Origin of the sequence: Labrenzia sp. PHM005 (genome assembly GCF_006517275.1) — a bacterium.
Taxonomy (GTDB): domain Bacteria; phylum Pseudomonadota; class Alphaproteobacteria; order Rhizobiales; family Stappiaceae; genus Roseibium.
This window is the reverse complement of the sequence record NZ_CP041191.1, coordinates 5,267,620-5,287,042: the sequence shown is the minus strand read 5'-3', so window position 1 is coordinate 5,287,042 and position 19,423 is coordinate 5,267,620. Positions and strand designations below refer to the sequence as shown.

At 54.0% G+C, this 19,423-nt stretch carries 15 protein-coding genes; 7 read left to right on the top strand and 8 right to left on the bottom strand.

Going from position 1 to position 19,423, the window contains the following annotated elements; translation table 11 throughout:
* The first annotated feature begins 113 nt into the window (after positions 1–113).
* Positions 114–1,244, top strand: a complete 1,131-nt coding sequence (locus FJ695_RS23950) for a type III PLP-dependent enzyme (RefSeq protein WP_141187790.1) — start codon at positions 114–116, stop codon at positions 1,242–1,244.
* 159 nt (positions 1,245–1,403) lie between these two features.
* Here FJ695_RS23950 and FJ695_RS23945 read toward each other — a convergent pair whose 3' ends face one another.
* Entirely contained in the window at positions 1,404–2,285 is an 882-nt protein-coding gene (locus FJ695_RS23945) for a hypothetical protein (protein WP_141187789.1), read from the bottom strand.
* Here FJ695_RS23945 and FJ695_RS23940 point away from each other — a divergent pair.
* Positions 2,260–3,645, top strand: a complete 1,386-nt coding sequence (locus FJ695_RS23940; protein ID WP_141187788.1) for a homospermidine synthase — start codon at positions 2,260–2,262, stop codon at positions 3,643–3,645. The two genes, FJ695_RS23945 and FJ695_RS23940, sit on opposite strands and share 26 nt — an antisense overlap.
* Here FJ695_RS23940 and FJ695_RS23935 read toward each other — a convergent pair.
* From FJ695_RS23935 to FJ695_RS23920, 4 genes are all read right to left on the bottom strand, one after another.
* Complete coding sequence (locus FJ695_RS23935) at positions 3,642–4,451, bottom strand: Stf0 family sulfotransferase (protein ID WP_141187787.1); 810 nt, start codon at positions 4,449–4,451, stop codon at positions 3,642–3,644. The two genes, FJ695_RS23940 and FJ695_RS23935, sit on opposite strands and share 4 nt — an antisense overlap.
* A gap of 94 nt (positions 4,452–4,545) precedes the next feature.
* A complete protein-coding gene (locus FJ695_RS23930; protein WP_141187786.1) occupies positions 4,546–6,609 on the bottom strand; it encodes an EAL domain-containing protein in 2,064 nt (687 codons plus the stop codon).
* 175 nt (positions 6,610–6,784) lie between these two features.
* Entirely contained in the window at positions 6,785–8,557 is a 1,773-nt protein-coding gene (locus tag FJ695_RS23925) for an adenylate/guanylate cyclase domain-containing protein (protein WP_209010796.1), read from the bottom strand.
* Between the two features lie 199 nt (positions 8,558–8,756).
* Complete coding sequence (locus FJ695_RS23920) at positions 8,757–10,355, bottom strand: SulP family inorganic anion transporter (protein WP_141187784.1); 1,599 nt, start codon at positions 10,353–10,355, stop codon at positions 8,757–8,759.
* A 289-nt stretch (positions 10,356–10,644) separates the two neighbouring features.
* On the opposite strand from FJ695_RS23920, the gene FJ695_RS23915 reads away from it, so the two are divergent.
* Positions 10,645–11,385, top strand: coding sequence for an ABC transporter substrate-binding protein (locus tag FJ695_RS23915; protein ID WP_141187783.1), 741 nt, complete (start codon positions 10,645–10,647; stop codon positions 11,383–11,385).
* Between the two features lie 31 nt (positions 11,386–11,416).
* Positions 11,417–12,157 carry an ABC transporter substrate-binding protein gene (locus FJ695_RS23910; RefSeq protein ID WP_141187782.1) on the top strand — a complete coding sequence of 247 codons (741 nt, stop codon included), beginning with the start codon at positions 11,417–11,419 and terminating at the stop codon, positions 12,155–12,157.
* 85 nt (positions 12,158–12,242) lie between these two features.
* On the opposite strand, the gene FJ695_RS23905 is transcribed toward FJ695_RS23910, so the two are convergent.
* Together FJ695_RS23905 and FJ695_RS23900 are read right to left on the bottom strand one after the other, a co-directional pair.
* Positions 12,243–13,262: a caspase family protein gene (locus tag FJ695_RS23905; RefSeq protein WP_141187781.1), complete on the bottom strand. Its 1,020-nt coding sequence runs from the start codon at positions 13,260–13,262 to the stop codon at positions 12,243–12,245.
* 439 nt (positions 13,263–13,701) lie between these two features.
* Positions 13,702–15,483 (bottom strand): SPFH domain-containing protein, encoded by a 1,782-nt coding sequence (locus FJ695_RS23900; RefSeq protein ID WP_141187780.1) that lies wholly within the window; start codon positions 15,481–15,483, stop codon positions 13,702–13,704.
* Positions 15,484–15,926: 443 nt separating this feature from the next.
* Here FJ695_RS23900 and FJ695_RS23895 point away from each other — a divergent pair, with 443 nt between their 5' ends.
* From FJ695_RS23895 to FJ695_RS23885, 3 genes are all read left to right on the top strand, one after another.
* On the top strand, positions 15,927–16,553 hold the full coding sequence (locus FJ695_RS23895) for a transporter substrate-binding domain-containing protein (protein WP_141187779.1): 627 nt from the start codon (positions 15,927–15,929) through the stop codon (positions 16,551–16,553).
* A gap of 129 nt (positions 16,554–16,682) precedes the next feature.
* Complete coding sequence (locus tag FJ695_RS23890; protein ID WP_141187778.1) at positions 16,683–17,861, top strand: aminotransferase; 1,179 nt, start codon at positions 16,683–16,685, stop codon at positions 17,859–17,861.
* Between the two features lie 38 nt (positions 17,862–17,899).
* Positions 17,900–18,934, top strand: a complete 1,035-nt coding sequence (locus FJ695_RS23885) for an asparaginase (protein ID WP_141187777.1) — start codon at positions 17,900–17,902, stop codon at positions 18,932–18,934.
* Positions 18,935–18,946: 12 nt separating this feature from the next.
* Here FJ695_RS23885 and FJ695_RS23880 read toward each other — a convergent pair whose 3' ends face one another.
* Positions 18,947–19,411 carry a GNAT family N-acetyltransferase gene (locus tag FJ695_RS23880; RefSeq protein ID WP_141187776.1) on the bottom strand — a complete coding sequence of 155 codons (465 nt, stop codon included), beginning with the start codon at positions 19,409–19,411 and terminating at the stop codon, positions 18,947–18,949.
* Positions 19,412–19,423: the final 12 nt, after the last annotated feature.

Below are 19,423 nucleotides of genomic sequence, written 5' to 3'. Positions count from 1 at the left end.
CATCCCGGAGCGGCCGGTATTTGTCTTTGCAGCCCCTGCGACGTGAAACTGCAGCGCGCTTTAAGCTGAAATGATGCGCAGCTGCAGCTCAAAATTGGAAAGGGGACATCCCCATGAGCGAGCGGATCCGCGAGTTTTTGCGACGACGTGACGATGACGGCCCGTGTGTTGTTGTCGATTTGGACATCGTGCGGGAGAATTTTGAAACCTTCGCCAAGGCCTTGCCGGACACGTCTGTCTATTATGCGGTGAAAGCCAATCCGGCTCCGGAGATTCTGGATCTGCTTGAGAGCCTTGGCTCGTCCTTTGACTGCGCTTCACCAACTGAAGTGGAAATGGTTTTGGCAACCGGCGCCGATGCGTCGCGCATTTCCTATGGCAATACGATCAAGAAGGAGAAGGACATTGCACGTGCCTTTGCGCTTGGCGTCCGGCTCTTTGCGGTCGACGCCGTCGAAGAAGTTGAAAAAATCGCCCGCGTTGCCCCTGGATCCAAAGTCTTCTGCCGCGTCCTGTGTGACGGCATCGGCGCCGAATGGCCATTGTCCAGAAAATTCGGCTGCGACCCGGCCATGGCACCCGACGTCCTTGAACACGCCCACCGGCTCGGGCTTGAAGCCTATGGCGTCTCCTTCCACGTCGGCTCCCAGCAAGCCAATCTCGAAGCCTGGGATTTCGCTCTCGCCATGGCGGCAGATGTCTTCAAGGAAATGGCGCTCCGCGGCATCGCGCTAAAAATGGTCAATATGGGCGGCGGTTTCCCGACCCGTTACCTGAAAGATGTTCCGGGCGTGCCGCGGTATGGTGAGGCAATTTTCCAGGCGCTCTCCAAGCATTTCGGCAACCAGCTGCCATCTACGATTATCGAGCCGGGCCGCGGCATGGTCGGAAATGCGGGGCTGATCGAAGCAGAAGTCGTCCTCATCTCCAAGAAGCATGAAGACGACAACGTGCGTTGGGTCTATCTCGACATTGGCAAGTTCCACGGACTGGCCGAGACCATGGATGAGGCGATCCGGTACCCGATCAAAACACCAAAGGACGGCGACAGAACAGCTCCGTGCGTTCTGGCCGGACCAACGTGCGACAGTGTCGATGTGCTTTATGAAAAGACACCGTATGAGTTGCCGGTCAGCTTATCGATAGGTGACAAGGTTCTGATCGAGGCCTGTGGTGCCTACACAACCACATATTCGTCGGTCGGCTTCAACGGCTTTGCACCGCTGGCATCCTACGTCATCTGACAAAGCCAAATAGTTTACATTTCCTGTTCTGAGAGAGCGGCGGTTTGTCCCGCCGCTCTTTTTTTGGATATGCTTGCGCTCTGGCAAAAAACGCGGCATGTCTAGAAATGCGCATTGAGTGCGCTTTTGACTTTGGGAGAATTGACAACCGGACCGCGTTCAAGTGCCGGGCGGATCATATAAATTCGGAGTTTTGGAAATGACCGACGAGAACAATGGCGATACGCCGAAACAAGAGGCTGCAAAACCGGCCCGCAAACCGGCAACACGGCGCAAGCCCGCAGCATCAAAATCGGCCGCAGCGTCCAAAACTCCAGCAACCAAGCCAGCTGCCGTAAAACCGGAAACTGCTAAACCAACCACAACGCGTGCAACAGCCAAGTCTCCCAGAACGACCCGGTCCGGGGCTGCAACCGCCAAAACGCCAGCGCGTTCACCTGCAAAGGCCGCGGCCGCTAAGCCGGCTGCAGCGAAAGCGCCAACAGCCAAGGCACCGGGACGGAGGCCGTCATCCCGGACAGCTGCAAATCCGGTAGAAGCGAAACCAGCGGAAAAAGCACCGACTGCCAAGCCAGCGACGCGGCGCAGAGCTGCCGCTCCAAAACCAGCGGCAAGTCCGTCTGCTACCGCGAGCGCTTCAAAGGCGCCCGCGGCAATGGCGGCTGCTGCAAAAATAGCCGCCGCTAAACCAGCCGCCAGAAAACCGCGCACGCCGCGAGTTGCTTCGGCCTCAGCGCGAAGTACGAAAGCAGCGGCCTCGAAAGCACCGGCAACCAAGCCGGTGGCACAAAAACCAGCAGCCACAAAAGCATCTGCCAGCAAAGCGGCTGCAGCTAAAACGCCGGCTGCCAGGAAACCCGCGGCGCGCAAACCTGCAGCGAAACCCGCTGAGGCAAGACCAGCTACAGCTGCCAAAACCCCAGCGCGTAAGGCGCCGGCCCGCAAGGCAGCGCCACGGCGCACGACTGCTGCGAAGAAATGGCCGGTCCACGGAACGATCACCGGGCCGCTGGTGATGATCGGCCTTGGATCCATCGGCAAGGGTACATTGCCGCTTATCGAGCGGCATTTTGCTTTCGACAAGAGCCGCGTCACCGTGATCGACCCGGTGGACACCGATGCGAAAATGGTGACGGACAAAGGCTACAAGTTCCAAAAGATTGCGTTGACTGCCGACAATTACAAAGAAATCCTGACACCTCTGCTGACCGAAGGGGAGGGGCAGGGGTTTGTGGTCAACCTGTCGGTTGACACGTCTTCGCTTGATCTCATGAAACTCTGCCGCAAGCTTGGTGTTCTTTACATCGACACGGTTGTTGAACCCTGGCTCGGCTTCTATTTCGATGAAACCGCGAAAGCTGCTGAGCGGACCAATTACGCGCTTCGCGAAACCGTGCGCCGGGAAAAGAAAAAGAACCCGGGCGGAACAACGGCCGTTTCCTGCTGCGGAGCCAATCCCGGCATGGTGTCCTGGTTCGTCAAGCAGGCCCTGATTGACGTTGCTACCGAAACAGGTGTGAAGGTCAAGGAGCCGAAGAACCGCAAAGGCTGGGCCAAGCTAATGCGCAAGACCGGTGTCAAAGGCATCCACATTGCCGAGCGGGACACTCAGCGGGCGAAGAAGCCAAAACCGCAGGGCACATTCTGGAACACCTGGTCTGTTGAAGGGTTTCTGTCTGAAGGATTTCAGCCAGCAGAACTTGGCTGGGGGACACATGAAACCTGGAAACCCAAAAACGCGAAAGAACATGACAAAGGCTGCCGTGCGTCAATCTATCTGGAGCAAGCCGGGGCCAACACCCGCGTGCGCACATGGTGCCCGACATCAGGTCCACAATTCGGCTATCTGGTAACTCACAATGAAGCGATCTCGATCGCGGACTATTTCACACTGGATGACGGTAAAAAGCTGAAATTCCGGCCAACCTGCCACTACGCTTATCATCCGGCCAATGATGCGGTTCTGTCCTTGCACGAGCTGTTCGGTGCGGCCGGAAAGGTTCAAGATACGCTGCATGTCTTGGAAGAAAAAGAGATCCTGGACGGCACCGATGAGCTTGGAGTGCTGCTCTACGGTCACAAGAAGAACGCCTATTGGTATGGTTCGCAGCTCTCGATCGGGGAAACCCGCAAATTGGCACCCAACCAGAATGCGACAGGTCTTCAAGTCAGTTCGGCAGTGATTGCTGGTATGGTCTGGGCGCTGGAAAATCCGGAGGCCGGGATCGTGGAAACCGATGAGATGGACTACAAGCGCTGCCTGGAAATCCAGAAGCCTTATCTTGGTCCGGTGAAGGGCTATTACACCGATTGGACACCACTGGAGGGCCGTCCGGGCTTCTTCCCCGAAGATCTGGACGAGAATGACCCCTGGCAGTTCAAGAATGTTTTGGTCCGCTAACCCAGTTCCTGTTGTTCAAAGGCGCCTGTCCTGGTTCGCCGAAGATGGTTCTGGTCCAGTTGCTTACGCAACCGGTTCGCCCAATCAAGGTTTGTCGCGTCAGCCAGTTTTGCTATCCCCGGATCAACACCTTCTGCGGCGGCCGGGTCTTTGCCAAGTGCCCCTAAAATATCCCGCAACGAGTCTTGAGGATCTGCAGACAGTTGATCGTAAGTCACACGGTACGGGGTGATCTTCTCTTTGGCGAACCAATCGCTCCAGTCCTGATCATATTTCAGGAATTGGTCGTAGGTATTGCGAAGAGCCCCGGGGTCATAGACCGGATCTTGTGGGGCAGAGAGCCGTTCCAACTCAGTTCCGTCAGGAGCTTGATGCCACAACCCCGTTTGTTGAGCTTTTACATAGGATACTGCCTGCTGGATCTTGTTCTGCCGCGTTAGATGGATGAACAGCGTGGTTCCGAATTCCGCTTCAAACCGCGTGCGATCACTTGGTAATTGAGGATGAAAGTCACCGAGTTTCTTGAAAAAATACTCAAAACTGTGCCGTTGAAGGCGAAGGCCAAAAAGTCCGGTATTCGCCGTGCCCTTTTGGCGGGCGGTTGTAAAAACAGCCTTCAGGGCTTCCCGGTCTGAATGGGAAGGATCCGGCACCACTCCGAGATCTGCCTGCCATGAACTGACAGATGGTTCGTGAAAATAGGATTGCGGATCTCCGGCGATGCCGGAGGCTTTCAGCAGCCGGCAACAGAGCGTGCTGCCGCTCCTCGGCGACGTGCATAGAACATAAGACTGGTAAGTGGGCATTTGGGTGTTGTGCAAAATATTCAAATAGAAGTGGTGAGGCGGTGGGGGCTATATTTAAAATTGAGTGCTTTTGGCGTCAAGAGTGGTGTCGAGCCTAAGCGGACTGCTGTGCTCTGTCACGCCAGGAGCCGGCGGATAGAAATGCTAAGAGATCATCGGCAGGCATTGGCCGGGCAAGGGCAAAACCTTGCAAGACATCACAGCCGAGATCGGTCAGGATTTTTGCGTGTTCCATGGTTTCCACACCTTCGGCCGTGACCGAAATTCCCTGCGCAGAGCCAATGTCGATAATTGATTTCACAAGGCTTCTCTGAGACTTTGATTGGGTGATCGGCCCGACCAGTGCCTGGTCGATTTTGAGCCGGGTCGGCGATAGTTTCATCAATGCGATGATAGAGGCGTGGCCGGTGCCAAAGTCATCTACCTCGATTTCAATTCCCATCTCCCGCAGTCTGCGGATGTTGTTCGAAATCCGCTCGTCCGGGTCGTCCAAAAAGATCGATTCCAGCAGTTCGAACGACAAGCGCTCCGAGTGACCGCAAAGATCCGAAATGGCGTCGATTAAAGAGTTGTTGCGTAATCTGTTGGCCGAAATATTGACAGCCAGCCTGGGGATCGACACGCCGTCATCGATCCAGGCCGCAAAGTCATGGTGGGCCTTGAGCAGGATTTGGTGATCAATTTGCGCAATGACATGGATTTCTTCTGCAAGCTTCAAAAAATGAGCTGGTGAAACAATGCCATAGATCGGATGTTGCCAGCGGGCCAAGGCTTCCACACCGGCGACATTGAGGGTCTTTGCGCAGAACTGCAGCTGGTAGACAGGAAAGAATGTAGAGTCTTCCAACCCAGCGAAAATCTCATCAGCGAGTTGTTTCTTTTTGACAATTTGGTTCTGGATTTCCTTGGAGAAAAACTCAATACGGTTTTTGCCGTTCCGTTTGGAGCGATAGAGGGCTGTGTCGGCGTGCAGCAGCATATGGTCGACGTCAAAGTCGGCGTTGCGCTCAAACGCGATGCCAATACTTACATTGCATCGGCAGGGGCGGCCCTCAATCATCAATGGTTCCCGCAGCACCTTGATGAGTTCTTGTCCGAGTTCCCGAATGTCGGTGTCTTTCCGGTCGAGCCGGCCTATGACAAGGAATTCATCGCCACCAATCCGTCCGACGAAATCATCGGGCCGGGTATTGGCCTTTAAAGTATCGGCAATGTGGCGCAAAAAACGGTCACCAGAGGCGTGGCCCAACGTATCGTTGATTTGCTTGAAGTCATCGAGATCTATGTGGAGCACCGCGATGCCATTTTCGAAAATTCCATCTTCGTAGGCTGTTTCCAGAAATCTCTCGGCACCGCGCCGGTTGGCAAGTCCTGTGAGGTGATCATGAGTTGCCAGGTGTTCATTACGGGCCAACGCTTCTAGCAGTGCCTCATTCCGGTTTTCTGCGACTGTCTTTGCGTTTTCCAGTTCGCTTTCAAGGTTTCGCTGGTTGATGGTTTCGAATTCGCTCATCAACATCACCCCGGCCAACGACAGAAGAACGGCGATGATGGTCCGGATCGCGAAAATAGGGATCCCAGTGAGGGCCATAAAGGTATTCGTTTCAATGAGCGGCAATCCGACGACACCGACGGGAGAAGAGACGAGTTGAGAGGCGCCGTAGACAAGAAAACAGCTGCCAGCGAGTATCAGCGCCCCAGACGGGGGACCATTTCGGTGGCGGAAAGATTTATCGGCAAGAAAGGTGGTGCCGGCGGCCAAGGCTGCTGGAACACCGAAACAATACCTTCCGATGAATTCGAGAATTGCGGGGCTATCAAACAGGCTTGCCGCAAACAGCCAAAATGCGGCCAAAACGGCGCAGAGAATACTCCCTATGACTGCGAGGCCTTTAGATTCCCAAAAGGCGAACAATATCAATGGAAGAAACGAAAACACGGCCAGAGTGATGGTCGACTTGGGATACGTCGCGGCAACGCCGTACATCACCAGCCACTCAAATACCCCGTGTAACAAACCAAACAATGCAAGCAGTCGCATCCGGTTGACCAGCATTGAGCCTTTGTGACCCACAGTCCTAACAGCCATAACCAGGCCGAAGGTGAAAAATGCAAGACCGTATATTCCGAATAACACCTGCTGCGATGTCGCTGACACGATTCCCTCCCAGCCGGAAAGAGACTTAAACTATGGCGATGGCCATTGCCTAAGGTCAATACGGAGAAAAGTAACAGGCATTGATGTAAAGTCTAGGTATGCTTTTCGGAGTACGGGTCCTTTAAGTTGCGTTTGTGAGTGTGAAGCGTCTGGATGCACAACCGAACGGTCTTCATCACACCTGGTTTTCGCTCCACAAACGCACGACTTCGACCGGGTTGTCCCGGCCTTTGACCTTCTGGTTGCCGATCTGATCGACCAGCATGGTCTGCGGCAGCCGATCGGCAACCTCCTTAGAAACGGTAATAATGATATCCGCATCAGGGTCGATGTCCCGGCCAAGGCTTTCGAGGCGCGCTGCAATATTTACCGTGTCGCCGATCACGGTGTAATTGACTCGTTCAGGTGCACCGATATCGCCGACAACGAGCGGACCTAGGTGGATGCCGATCCGGATGCGAACGGGAGTTTCACCGCGGGAAATTCGTTGGCTGTTGTCATCTTTCAAAACCTTCGCGATACCAAGGGCTGCCCTGGCAGCGGACGCTGCCGGATTGTCGAGGGTTTCCGGAGCCCCCCAGAACGCCATGACCGCATCGCCGATGTATTTGTCGATGGTGCCGTTTTCTTTGGTGATTTCGGCCCCAAGCAGCGACAAGTGATGGTTGATAAAGTTAGCCGTTTCGGTGGCCGTCAAACCCTCGGACAAGGACGTGAAACCGACAATGTCTGTAAAAAGCACAGCAACTTCGCGTTCCTGTGGCGGAGTTTCGGTTCGTCCTTCCTGAATGAGGCGTTTCACGAGACTTGTTGGAACATACCGGTTGAAGGCTTTAAGGCCCGAGACCATCGCGTTGAAACCGCGGGCAAGATCGTCAAGCTCGCGGATTGAACTTGGAGGCAAGTCTCGAACATCACCGAGATTTAGCCCGGCTACCTCATTTGCAGCGATGGAGGCCCGTTTGACAGGAACGGAAATCCGCCGTGCCAACAGGCCAGCACCCAACAACGATAACCCGAGTAACCCAAGACCTGTCGCAGCAGCTCCTGTCAACTCATTGACCGAGTGCTCAAGATATTCTGCGCGGAAGTGAACACCGACGCGGACAGGAAGACCTCGAAAGCTCCGGTTTCTGTCTTCGAGAACCAGAAACCGTTTTTCGCCCGTTTCATCATATCCTGAATAGAGTGCGTCCCTGGGATTGAGATCAAAGGCACGATTTCCCACTTTTTTGAGTTTCGTAAAGCCTGCGAGAAAGAGATCAGGAACGTCATCGACATCGACCAGGATGTTTTCTGGGTGCAGATCGGCGAAATGGTGGCTTAGTTCGGGGTGCGCAATGATTTCTGTGGTGCCGACCTGCATCAAGAAGACTGTAATGTCGTCATCAGACAGGTGGCGTGTGATCTCCGACATACGATGCAGCGACATTCCAAGTATGATGGTGCCCAGATAGGTGCCCGCCTCATGCAGCGGCTTAACGTAAAGCAGATAGGTATTGTCGCGCCGCGGGATAAACATCGGATCGCTCCAGAAGGGCGAAAAGGTGTTTTTAGCCCGATCAAAAACTGGTGAGACCAGCGGTTCATCCAAGTCTAGTGAGACTTCTTCTGAAAGCAGAGAGCCGGCGCCGCCGCCGCGATCAACACGAATGCCGTTGCCGGTGGCGTCGACTATCAACGCGAACGAGACTTGATCAAGCGGCGCCAGAGCCCCGAACAAGTAGCTTTCCAGGCTCACTGGATCGTCCAGGCTAACCGCTTCTGTATCCAGCGCGCGGGCAGTGTAAGAGGCAGTTTTGCGAATGGAGTAAAGCTGTTCTGCAATGGCGGCCTCAAGACCATCCATACCCGCGTCAATCAGTTGCCCACCCAGCTCTCGAACCACATCCCGGGATACAACGGCCTGGACGAGAAAGACTGCGCCAGCGGTAAGAAGTACGAACACTCCCAAGACCGTTGTCAGTGCTGGGGTGATCCGGAATTTTGTTGGCTTGGACACAGGGGTGAGACGACTTTCTGGTTCAAGTAGTGTGAGTGCAGCTGCGCTTTCGTTGAGTTAGAATCAAGAAAGCCCGCAAGGTCAATGACCTTGCGGGCTTTTTGCTTGAGCCGATTCACTATCGAACTGGTTGCCCTGAAGAGCCTCAACCCGCTTTCTCGGGTGCGTCGAACGTATGGCCATAATCGACAGCAACCTCGTAGTCCGGATCCTCGAGGACGGACACTTCGACAAGATTGCCGGCTTTATGAAGAAGTTTCTGACAGTCCGGAGATAGGTGGCGCAGGTGCAGGCGTTTGCCGGCAGCTTCATATTTGGAAGCAAGTGCGTCGATGGCTTCCAAGCCAGAATGATCCACCACGCGGCTGTCGAGGAAGTCGACTACAACATCGTCCGGATCGTTCTGCAGGTCGAACAAGTCGACGAAGCCTGTGGTAGAGCCGAAGAACAAGGGGCCTTCCAAACGGTAGACCTTCCAGCCTTCTTTGCTCTTGCCAATTTTTGCGTTGATCCGGCTGGCCGCATTCCAGGCATAGGCGAGGGCGGAAATAATCACACCAACAACAACGGCAACCGCGAGGTCCGCATAAACGGTCACGCCGGTGACCACGATCATGACGAGCGCATCGGTCAGCGGGATCTTGTGCATGATCTTCAAGCTGGCCCAGGCAAAGGTGCCTATCACGACCATGAACATTACGCCGACGAGGGCTGCGACCGGAATCTGTTCGATCAAAGGCGAAGCAACAACGATGAAGGACAATAAGAACAGTGCAGCTGCAATGCCGGAAATCCGCGTGCGTGCGCCGGATTTCACGTTGATCATCGATTGGCCGATCATGGCGCAGCCGCCCATACCGCCAAAGAAACCGGTCACCACATTGGCCGTTCCCTGAGCAAAACACTCCTTGGACGCGCCGCCCTTGGTGTTCGTCATGTCGGCCACAAGGTTCAGGGTCAGGAGAGATTCAATCAGGCCGATTGCGGCAAGAATGATGGCATAAGGCAGGATGATCTGAAGGGTGTCCAGATTGAGTTCGACCATCGGAATGTGGAACTGCGGCAATCCCCCGGCGATGGATGCAAGGTCGCCGACCGAGCGGGTGTCGAGGTCGAACCCAAGGACCAAACCGGTAACAACGAGAATGCCCGCCAAGGGCGCAGGAAACGCTGTGGTGAAGCGCGGCAGAATCCAGATGACTGCCATCGTCAGGGTGATTAGGCCGAGCATAAGATACAGCGGCAAGCCGGTCATCCATTCTAGTCCGCCAGCACCATCGGGAACCTTGAACTGGCCGAGCTGAGCCAGGAAGATAACAATCGCAAGGCCGTTGACGAAACCGAGCATCACCGGATGGGGCACCATGCGGATGAATTTGCCCCATTTCAAAAGGCCAACGGCGATCTGGATGAGACCCATCAGAACCACGGTAGCGAAGAGATATTCCACACCATGCTGCGCGACCAGGGACACCATCACAACGGCAAGCGCACCGGTTGCCCCCGAAATCATCCCCGGACGGCCGCCGATACAGGCCGTGATCAAGCCGACAAAAAAGGCCGCATAAAGCCCAACAAGAGGGTTGACCCCGGCCACAAAAGCAAAAGCAACGGCTTCCGGTACAAGCGCAAGAGCAACCGTCAGCCCGGCCAAAAGTTCGGTTTTGATGCGCGCTGCATCCAGTTTCGTCGATTGAACAGGCGCAACGGCCCCGGCGCGTGCGGTCAAGGCAAGCTCCAACATATTTAGAGTGTGGTTCAGAAGGTCTCGGCACGCGATTCGTGCACCGGCAAATTGACCTAAATCAAGCTGGCGGTCTTTTACTGGATTTATTGCGACGCAGCAAGGCTCTGACCGCTGGTCTGCCATGCAGAGTGTTGGATATCGCCAGATCGGTGATGATTACTTGTAAGGAATACGGTGGGAAGAAGAGGCGATATTTAGAAAAGTATGGTATCTGCTGGCGTTTACATCTGCATTATTTTGAATATTATTAATAAGACATTTACTTGCCATTACGCTGGAAAGGAAAATGTTGATCCGTTTCTGTACAGCTTTTCTGATGATCTGGCTTAATCTGGCCTCTTTAGTTGTGGCTGAAGAGAAAAAGCTTGTTTTTTCAACGATCGAAGGGTCGCCCTTAGCTGAAATCGCTGGCGCCGTTATGGGCAAGGCTTACAAGCAGCTAGGAATTCCAATAGACATCTATTTCACATCAGGGAAAAGGGCGCTTGTCATTTCTTCAGGCGGGCATGTGGACGGCGAGCTCGTGCGCATTGGTGTGGTCAAGGAGCGTTTTCCGGCTTTAAAACAAGTGCCGGTACCGAACCTGGAAGCAAAAGGGTTTGTCTATGTTCGCCGAGGAGACAAAGGCACGCTAACCTACAGCAATCTCGCGAAGTTGCGCGTCGGCTATTTGGAAGGCGTCGTGCAGGCCGCAAATTTCACAATTGGTTTTGAGAATGTTTGGCAGGCCCAGTCCGTAGATGAACTGTTCGAGTTGCTGTCGTCAGGCAAACTTGATGCCGTCGTCAGTGACCGGTTTGATGGCCCGCTAACCATTGCCAAATTGGGGCTCGCAGACATTGTGCCGCTCGGGGCGCCATTCCAAGTTGAACCTATGTTTCACTACATCCATGAGAAAAACAGCCACTTGGTACCGAAGGTCGCAAAAGTCCTCATGCAGATGCGCAACAGTGGTGAAATTGACGCTATCACAGAAGCTGAGATGGCGGGTATGATTGCCGAATACCGGAACGTGGCTGCGAAGTAACGGCAGAGGCCCAAGTGAAAGCCGTAGGCGAATGCTATCTCGTATCTATACAGCGTGTCTGATCGCTTGGCTCTCAATGGTGACCACTGCGCTTGCGGCAGAAGAGCGTCTTGTACTCTCGACAATTGAAGGGTCTGCCCTGACCGAAATTGCCAGCAAGATCATGACCACGGCATATGAGAAGATTGGAATCCCGGTCGAGATCTATTTCACGTCTGGCAACCGGGCATTGGCTCTGTCCGCAGCTGGGCATGTTGATGGTGAGCTTGTACGCATCGGCGCTGTCAAAAATCTTTATCCGGCTTTGAAACAGGTTCCTGTTCCAAATATGGAACTGAAAGGCATCGTGTTTGTCCGCGAAGACGACAGGGACCGGATCGCTGAAAGCGATTTGTCCAGGCTGCATGTCGGTTACCAGGACGGTGTCGTCCAAGCCATTCAATTTACTGAAGGGTTTGAAAACCTCTGGGTAGGGCAAAGCGAAACGGAATTGTTTCAATTGCTGGCATCCGGAAAGCTAGACGCGGTGGTCAGCGATGACATTGATGGCGTGTTGGCGATGTCCAAACTCGGCCTGGCCAATATCGTGCCACTTGGCTCGCCGTTTAAGGTGGAGCCAATGTTTCATTATCTCCATGAAAAGAATAGCGATCTTGTGCCCAAGATCGCAGCTGTCTTAGCTGATATGCGGCGCAATGGTGACATCCAAACGATTGCAAGTGGGGTTCTGGACCGCATTGTTGCAGATCATCGGGATGTGGCCGCGAATTAGGCGCTACGGGAGAGACCCTAATTGCTTGGCAGAAGAACTGCTGCAGAAGACCGAATAGCCTCTGCAGCAGGCTTCAATGAGTGACTTAGATTACGATGGCAAAGAGCGGATTGTTTTGCGGGGAGCCTTCAAGTTGAGGTGTCTGATGAACGCTTTTTGCCCGCATGACACGCCGGTCGACAGCAGGTGCGACAGCATCCATGACTTCTTTATACGTTCTGCCCGGACGCAAGTTCTGGATCAGGGAACTTGTGAACGCACCTTGCCCGCCAAACTCCCAGGAAAGCTGCGAAGAATGGGCGGCTGCCAAAAGTAAGTGATTGGGACCGGAAAAAGCATGTGCGCCGCGAAGCCCTGAATTGGCCGCATTGGCAAACAGCCCCTTCAAGTTTGTGGCATGTTTGCTTACTTCCGCCACCCGGGCTCGACCATCGTCAGGTTGCAGCGGAACTTGGCGGGTTCCCGTGCCGGAATTGCAGCTGTCAAAGACCACAACAAAATGGGCTTCGGGATTGATATTTGCCAGGATAGCGGCGATTTCGTCATCGCGAATAACGGTTGAAATTGGATTGCTGGCTCTGGTGTTTGTGTCGTGCGGGACAATCACTTCATCAAGCCGGTCGGATTCATCGTCGTTCGGCGGATTTTGATCTGGAACTTGAGAGCCGTGTCCCGAATAATAAAAGACACCAACGTCATGAGGGCCGGTTTCGGCGACAAGCCAGGACAACTGACTGATAATGTTCGCCTTTGTTGCCGCGTCATCGGTTAAGAACCGAAAGTGATCACGATCGAAGCTGAACCCGAAATCACTGTTTAGTTTGCGTGAAAAGTTCGTTGCATCCGGTACACACCCGGTCAAATCACTAATCTGGTTGTCCCGGTAATCATTGATGCCAACAGAAACGAGCCGCTTTTCCAAAAGCGTGTCTATTTCCTCGCCATATGGCATGCCTTCGCCGGTATCACGCGGATCATCGCCGTCATCTTCGATCGTGATAATTACTGTATCGCCGTCCTCCAGAATTAATCCTTTCGGAATGGCAATCTTTTGCCCCTTGACCGGGACTTTAATAGATTTCTGTTTGATTGTTTTCTTCGCCATAATATCCTCCTAAAGTAAAAAAAATTGCCTACAGAAAATGCAGGACTGAGTTGTTGCCCCTGATAGGGAGGCAATCATTTTTATTATTATTTTTGATGAGCTATCTACTAAAAGTTGTGTAGATGGCTGCAATTATTATATTAATATTATAATTTTTATTTGAAAAAATGCCAAGTAAGCTTAGTTTTTTGTTTCATTGTTGAATCATAACATGAAAACGATCTGAGTTTGATGGAGTTTGTTATGGGATCGTTTGCGTATAAGCAATTTTTGCGTGTGTATTTGGTTGAGTTTAGGTCATTTTTGTAGAGTTTTGGAATGGCGGCAGGTAGGCGGGTTGTGGCAGAGAGCGAGTTTGAGACCTATCCGGCCGACCTGGCACAGTGTGCACAGATCAGCGGAATTGGCGCATTCTGTTTAAAAAACCTGGAACAACAATTTACCGGCTGGTTTGTCCGGCCGGTTTCGCCGTTGTGTTCGCCAAACTTGAGCCGAGCAGGGCGGCGGCGCCGGCCAACCCCGCGCCATCGCTGCTGACAACGGTGTTGGGAACCAGTTTGCCGACCAGCCCGACCAGCTCCGGTTTGCGTTCAAGAGAGGTTAGCAGCTTTTCCAGCGCCTGTAGCAGCGCAACCCGGTCCTGGCCAAGCACGTCGACCTGGGCGCGCTGGCCGCGGGCCAGTTCTTCCAGGTATTGCCGTTCGGCACGGCCAAGAGCGGCCCGTTCCTGTTCGCGCTGATTGGCCACTTGGACCGCGATTTGGGCTTCAACAAGGCGCGGCTGTTCATCGGCCGTGGAGCGGGCCTGTTCCGTCTCAATACGTTTTTGCTGGGCGTCCGTTTCGCGCTCATAGGCGGTCGACAATTGATCCGCGAGTTGGACCCGCAACCGGGACACCAGAAGTTCCGGCGGGATGGCCGGTTCGCCAAGACGGATTTCCCGGATGTTTACACCGGCCTTGTTGCCTTCAATCTTGATCTGCTGCTCGATGGTTTGCTCCAAAGCATCCCGGTTTTCGATCAGGTCCAGGACGCGTGTCGGGCGGACGGTGTAGCTTGGTGGTTCCACCAGGGTGCCATCTGCGTTTTTGTCCGGTACACGAATTGACGCGCCAGCGACATTGCGCACGATGGAGCGGATTGCCGGGGTCAGGATACGGTTTTCAATTTCACCGAGACCGCCGACCGAGCCGACCACGACCGGAGCATTGGACGGATCCACCTGGACCAGCGCACGGAGTTCGAGGGGAATGTCCCAGCCTTCAACTTTGACATAAACAGCCCGGTCGGCCGCATCGCTCGGGATTTGCTCTTGGACAGAGCGTTCGTTCTGCTGGATGTTGCCTTGCTGATCAACGGACAGATCAATGATCCGTTTGGTGTAGCCGCCTTTGTATTCCCAGGTCTGCACCCGGGTATCAACCAGTGTCACTTCATAGGCTTGGCGGTTGAGATAGTAGGCGCCCGGGAACAAAGGCTCTTTCCAGATGCCAACACAGCCGCGCGGCACCAAAGGAACGGTCAGGGCTTCGCGCGAGGCCGTTGATGCAGAGACTTCTTCCTCAACACAATTGATGCCTGGCTGGCTGACATTAGATTTGACCACACCGACATGGCCGGCCGGAATGATTGTGGCGTTTGTGTTCTCATCAAGCCGAAGATCGAATAAATACCGGTTCAGGCGGTATTGTCCCGGTTTCAGGACTGTTTCCTGAGGACCGCGCAGACCGCCTTTGGTCAGAAAACTTTCGGCCTTGAGCATGTCGCCAACTTCGGCATCGGAAATGGCCGGTGCCATGAACATGCCTGAGGGCATGGCGTTGCCGTCAAGGGCGGTCAGTTGGCCATAATAGCCTTCCGGAATGGTGACCACGTCCCATTCTTCGAAGTCGTAGAGTACCCGCACCAAGGGAATAAAATGAAATCCAGGCCCGAGGATCTGAGCTTGCGGCCCCTTTTCGCCTTCCAGTGCAAGAATCCTCCCTTCAGGTAGTTCCTTGAACGCGTAAATCCGCTTCAGGTGGCCAACACGGTCAGCGTCAACAAAAACAAAGGAAGACGACGCCAGCATGAAGGTGCCGATCAAGATCAGCACAATGCCCATGACTTTACTGCCTAAAATCCGGGATAGGCGTGAGCCACCTGATGCGGAGCTGCCACGGCGCAACAAGGCGCTGGCACCAATCAGGATAATCAAAAGGCCTATGACGACGCCAAGCATGATCCCTTAACTCCCCCGAAGCGCTTAACCAATGCAGTACCAAAATTCAAAAATGAACCGCGCCCAAAGGCACTCTAAGCAGGGATGTTAAACTAAAGTCTGAGAAAAACCAGAGCTTTGCGCCGTTTTGAAACGAGCGCAGTGCATTGCTGTGCAATTTATCTCCGTGCGCTCTGGATAATCACCATTTTTCTTAGCCGCTAACTGCCAAAGTGAGAAATGTTTTAAGCGCGGCAAAATGGATTCTGGAAAAAATGCGAGTACTTACGTAAGGTTAATTAACCTTGGATTGTAACTGGTGGCCTCTTTGCGTGAGGCGAGCCGGATCGAGCCATGGGTTTGTTATTCGAAATGACCCAAAAGAGTTTGATGTGATGGTTCTGAAGTTTGCTGCCCTAGCTCTTATGTATCTGGTTTGTTTCGGAGGAACGGCGGCTGCGAAAATGCAACTGCGATTTACAGCAGTCGACGGGATGCGCCACAACACACAGGCTCTTGAATTGTTGCAGAGAGCCTACAGCGTGCTCGGTATTAGTTTTTCAGTCGTTTACCTGACACCTCACCGGTCGATCCAGGAGGTTGAAAACGGCGCTGCAGATGGTGAATTGTTGCGCATTAAGCAGATCGGGGACCATTTTACTGAAATCATCCGCGTGAATGTTCCTGTCATTTCCCTTCCGATCTACGCGTACACCAATGATGAGGAGATGACCAACCTGACACTGGGTGAGATGAAGGACGTCCGGGTTGGTTATGTCGCTGGCGCCAAGTTTGCAGAAGAAATGACTGCGGATCTGCCGAATGTGACGACCGTTGAGACGCCCGAAGTCTTGTTTAATATGTTGCAAAGGCAACGTTTGGATATTGCAATAGCCGCCGAAAATCCCGGCGACCGCCTGCTAAAGGCCGCTGTTCACGGACCTATCTATAAGGGCGATAACCATTTGCGCTCGATCGATTTCTACCACTACCTGAATCGGCGGCACACCGCTTTGGTGCCGCGATTGGAACGAGCCTTGGCCGAAATTATTTATGGTGGTGCAAACGCTGAAGTCTATTTGGAAAGGTAACCCTTTCGAACAATAGTCGCCATAGACCAAGTGATTTGACTTACGATCGCGTACCGCAACAACGACGGCGCAAAAACACCTCGACGGTGATTGGATCCCGAAGTAAAACCAACAAAAATGGGAGATAGCATGAAGCCGACAAATCCGGTTTTCACCGGCATCCAGACGACTGTTTTTGAAACCATGTCGCGCTTGGCAATGGCGAATAACGCCATCAATCTGGGGCAGGGGTTTCCGGATGTCGATGGCCCGGAGGACATCCGGGAAATTGCGGCACAAGCGCTAATTGACGGACCCAACCAGTATCCGCCGATGCTCGGTCTTCCCGAGTTGCGTCAAGCGGTGGCCGAGGCCAATGAACGGTTTTATGGTCTTAAAATCGATCCTCAGTCCGAAGTTCTGGTGACCTCGGGTGCAACGGAAGCGTTGTCGGACTGTATCATGTCTCTTGTCTCTCCGGGCGACGAAGTTGTCCTGATCGAGCCCCTTTATGATTGCTATTTGCCTCTGGTGGAACGCGCTGGCGGTGTTCCCGTGCGGGTTCGGGTAACCCCGCCGCATTGGCACCTCGACGATGACGCGCTGGCAGCTGCATTTTCGAATAAGACCAAAGCCGTTCTCATCAACAATCCGATGAATCCGACGGCAAAGGTGTTTTCCGACGCTGAACTTGGGCGCATCGCGGATCTTTGCCGGCAGTATGACGCCTATGCCATTTGTGACGAGGTCTATGAGCATCTGGTTTTTGACGGCCGCAAACACCGACCACTAATGACCTTCGACGGCATGCGCGAACGGACGGTCCGTATCGGGTCTGCCGGCAAGACGTTTTCGCTGACAGGCTGGAAAGTTGGATATATCACCGGCCCGGCCGCGCTTTTGGACCCGATTGCAAAGGCGCATCAGTGGACCACGTTCACAACGCCGCCCAACCTGCAAAAGGCGGTCGCCTACGGCATTGCCAAGGATGACAGCTACTATGACGGGCTTGCGGGGGATTTGAGCCGCAAACGGGACCGGATGGCCAAAGGTCTTGAGGCGCTTGGCTTTGACGTTCTTCCTTGCGCGGCGACCTATTTCCTCACCTGTGGATTTTCCGGGCTTGGGCTTGGTGTGAGTGATGTTGAGGCCTGCGAAACCTTGGTCAAGCACGCCGGTGTGGCCGCGGTTCCCGTCTCTGCATTCTATGGGTCTGATGCGCCGACTGGTTTCATCCGCTTCTGCTTCTGCAAACAGGATACGGTGATTGATGAAGCGCTCGAGCGTCTGGACCGCTTTTTAACTGCGGCCCGGGCCGAATCCGCTTAAGTTTCAATTCAGTTCCAAATGAACGAGATGAGAGCTTCATGCCCAATCCTGCTTTGGTGGATGTGACCCGTGGCCAGCTGACCGAAAGCCTGCACCGCGGTACCGTCGCAATTGTCGATGCTTCCGGCAAATTGGTCTGCAGCATCGGCGATGTAGACGCCCGGGTATTTCCGCGTTCCGCGATCAAGGGATTGCAGGCAATTCCAATGGTGGAGTCGGGAGCTGCGGACGCGCTCGATTTGACCGATGCCGAGTTGTCGCTTGCCTGTTCATCGCACAACGGGGAAGAGGTGCATGCCAATTCGGCGCGGGTGATGCTGATGAAGGCGGGGCTCACAGAGAATGACCTGGAATGCGGTCCGCAATGGCCGAAGCGGATGGAAGATGCCGCCAAGCTTATTCTGGACAACGAAACGCCCTGTGGGCTTCACAACAATTGTTCAGGCAAACACGCTGGTTTTCTAGGGCTTGCCAGAGTGATGGGTGTCGAAACAAAGGGTTACATAGAGCCGAGCCACCCGGTACAGCTTGAAGTCAGGAGGGTCATCGAACAATTGACCGGTGACATCGTGTCGGAAGATGTTTGCGGAACAGATGGCTGTTCGATTCCAACTTATGCATCTCCCCTTGTCGGCTTTGCCCGCGCATTCGCTGCCTTTGGAACCGGAGAGGGGTTGGAACCCTTGCGCCAGGACGCGGCTCAGCGGATTTTCGATGCCTGTGTTAACGAGCCTTACATGGTTGCCGGAGCCGACCGGTTTTGTACCAAAGTCATGGAGGGCTTCCGCGGCCGGGTTTTCGTCAAAACGGGCGCCGAAGGTGTCTTCTGTGCCTCTGTGCCTGAGCTCGGGTTTGGCGTTGCCCTGAAATGCGATGACGGTGCGACGCGGGCCGCAGAAGTCATGATGGCGACTGTGCTGGAAGCGATGCTGGACTTTGATGAGGAGGAAGCAAAGCTGCTGGATACTTTGGTCAATCCACCGGTCCTCACCCGCAGGGGCACAGAGGCAGGCCATATCCGCCCGCGCGCTGAGTTTTTGAATTCTCTGAAAACAACCCTTCTCACAAGCTAGGCTTGTCCTCAGTTATGAGATCGTGCCTTTAAGCCTCTTGGTCATCAGAACCTTGTTGCCTTTGCGCTCGGTTTCCGACCAGCCCAGATGCGTATAAAGGGCAACATTTTCCGGCATGCCGACATGGGTTGCGAGCCGAAATTCGCTTGCTCCATCTCGGCGGGCAAGTTCTTCGGCGGTGTGGATCAGCAGGCGCGCGATCCCGCGCCCATGATACTCAGGGTCAACCGCGATATTGACCAGATGTGCATGGTTGCCCTGAAGCGCGAGTATCACACAGCCGGCGAGGGAGGTGTTGTTCTCAGCAACAAACACGACCTTCTCAGAAATCTCCTTTTCTACCCCTGCGGAAACATCTGGAAGATCGTTCAAGCGCTCTTTTACCGGTGAATAGGCGCGGTCAATGCACTGTTTGATAGCATTTGCATCTTGCAAATTGGCGCGGCGAATGGCTGGTTTATCGCTTGTGGTTTTCATTGGAGTTCCAAA

Bases quoted from the DNA above. Each gene is read 5' to 3' on its own strand.
- FJ695_RS23950 (WP_141187790.1), top strand. From the start codon at position 114: ATGAGCGAGCGGATCCGCGAGTTTTTGCGACGACGTGACGATGACGGC.
- FJ695_RS23890 (WP_141187778.1), top strand. From the start codon at position 16,683: ATGAAGCCGACAAATCCGGTTTTCACCGGCATCCAGACGACTGTTTTT.
- FJ695_RS23940 (WP_141187788.1), top strand. From the start codon at position 2,260: ATGATCGGCCTTGGATCCATCGGCAAGGGTACATTGCCGCTTATCGAG.
- FJ695_RS23915 (WP_141187783.1), top strand. From the start codon at position 10,645: ATGTTGATCCGTTTCTGTACAGCTTTTCTGATGATCTGGCTTAATCTG.
- FJ695_RS23910 (WP_141187782.1), top strand. From the start codon at position 11,417: ATGCTATCTCGTATCTATACAGCGTGTCTGATCGCTTGGCTCTCAATG.
- FJ695_RS23905 (WP_141187781.1), bottom strand. From the start codon at position 13,262: ATGGCGAAGAAAACAATCAAACAGAAATCTATTAAAGTCCCGGTCAAG.
- FJ695_RS23920 (WP_141187784.1), bottom strand. From the start codon at position 10,355: ATGTTGGAGCTTGCCTTGACCGCACGCGCCGGGGCCGTTGCGCCTGTT.
- FJ695_RS23935 (WP_141187787.1), bottom strand. From the start codon at position 4,451: ATGCCCACTTACCAGTCTTATGTTCTATGCACGTCGCCGAGGAGCGGC.
- FJ695_RS23895 (WP_141187779.1), top strand. From the start codon at position 15,927: ATGCAACTGCGATTTACAGCAGTCGACGGGATGCGCCACAACACACAG.
- FJ695_RS23885 (WP_141187777.1), top strand. From the start codon at position 17,900: ATGCCCAATCCTGCTTTGGTGGATGTGACCCGTGGCCAGCTGACCGAA.
- FJ695_RS23880 (WP_141187776.1), bottom strand. From the start codon at position 19,411: ATGAAAACCACAAGCGATAAACCAGCCATTCGCCGCGCCAATTTGCAA.
- FJ695_RS23900 (WP_141187780.1), bottom strand. From the start codon at position 15,483: ATGCTTGGCGTCGTCATAGGCCTTTTGATTATCCTGATTGGTGCCAGC.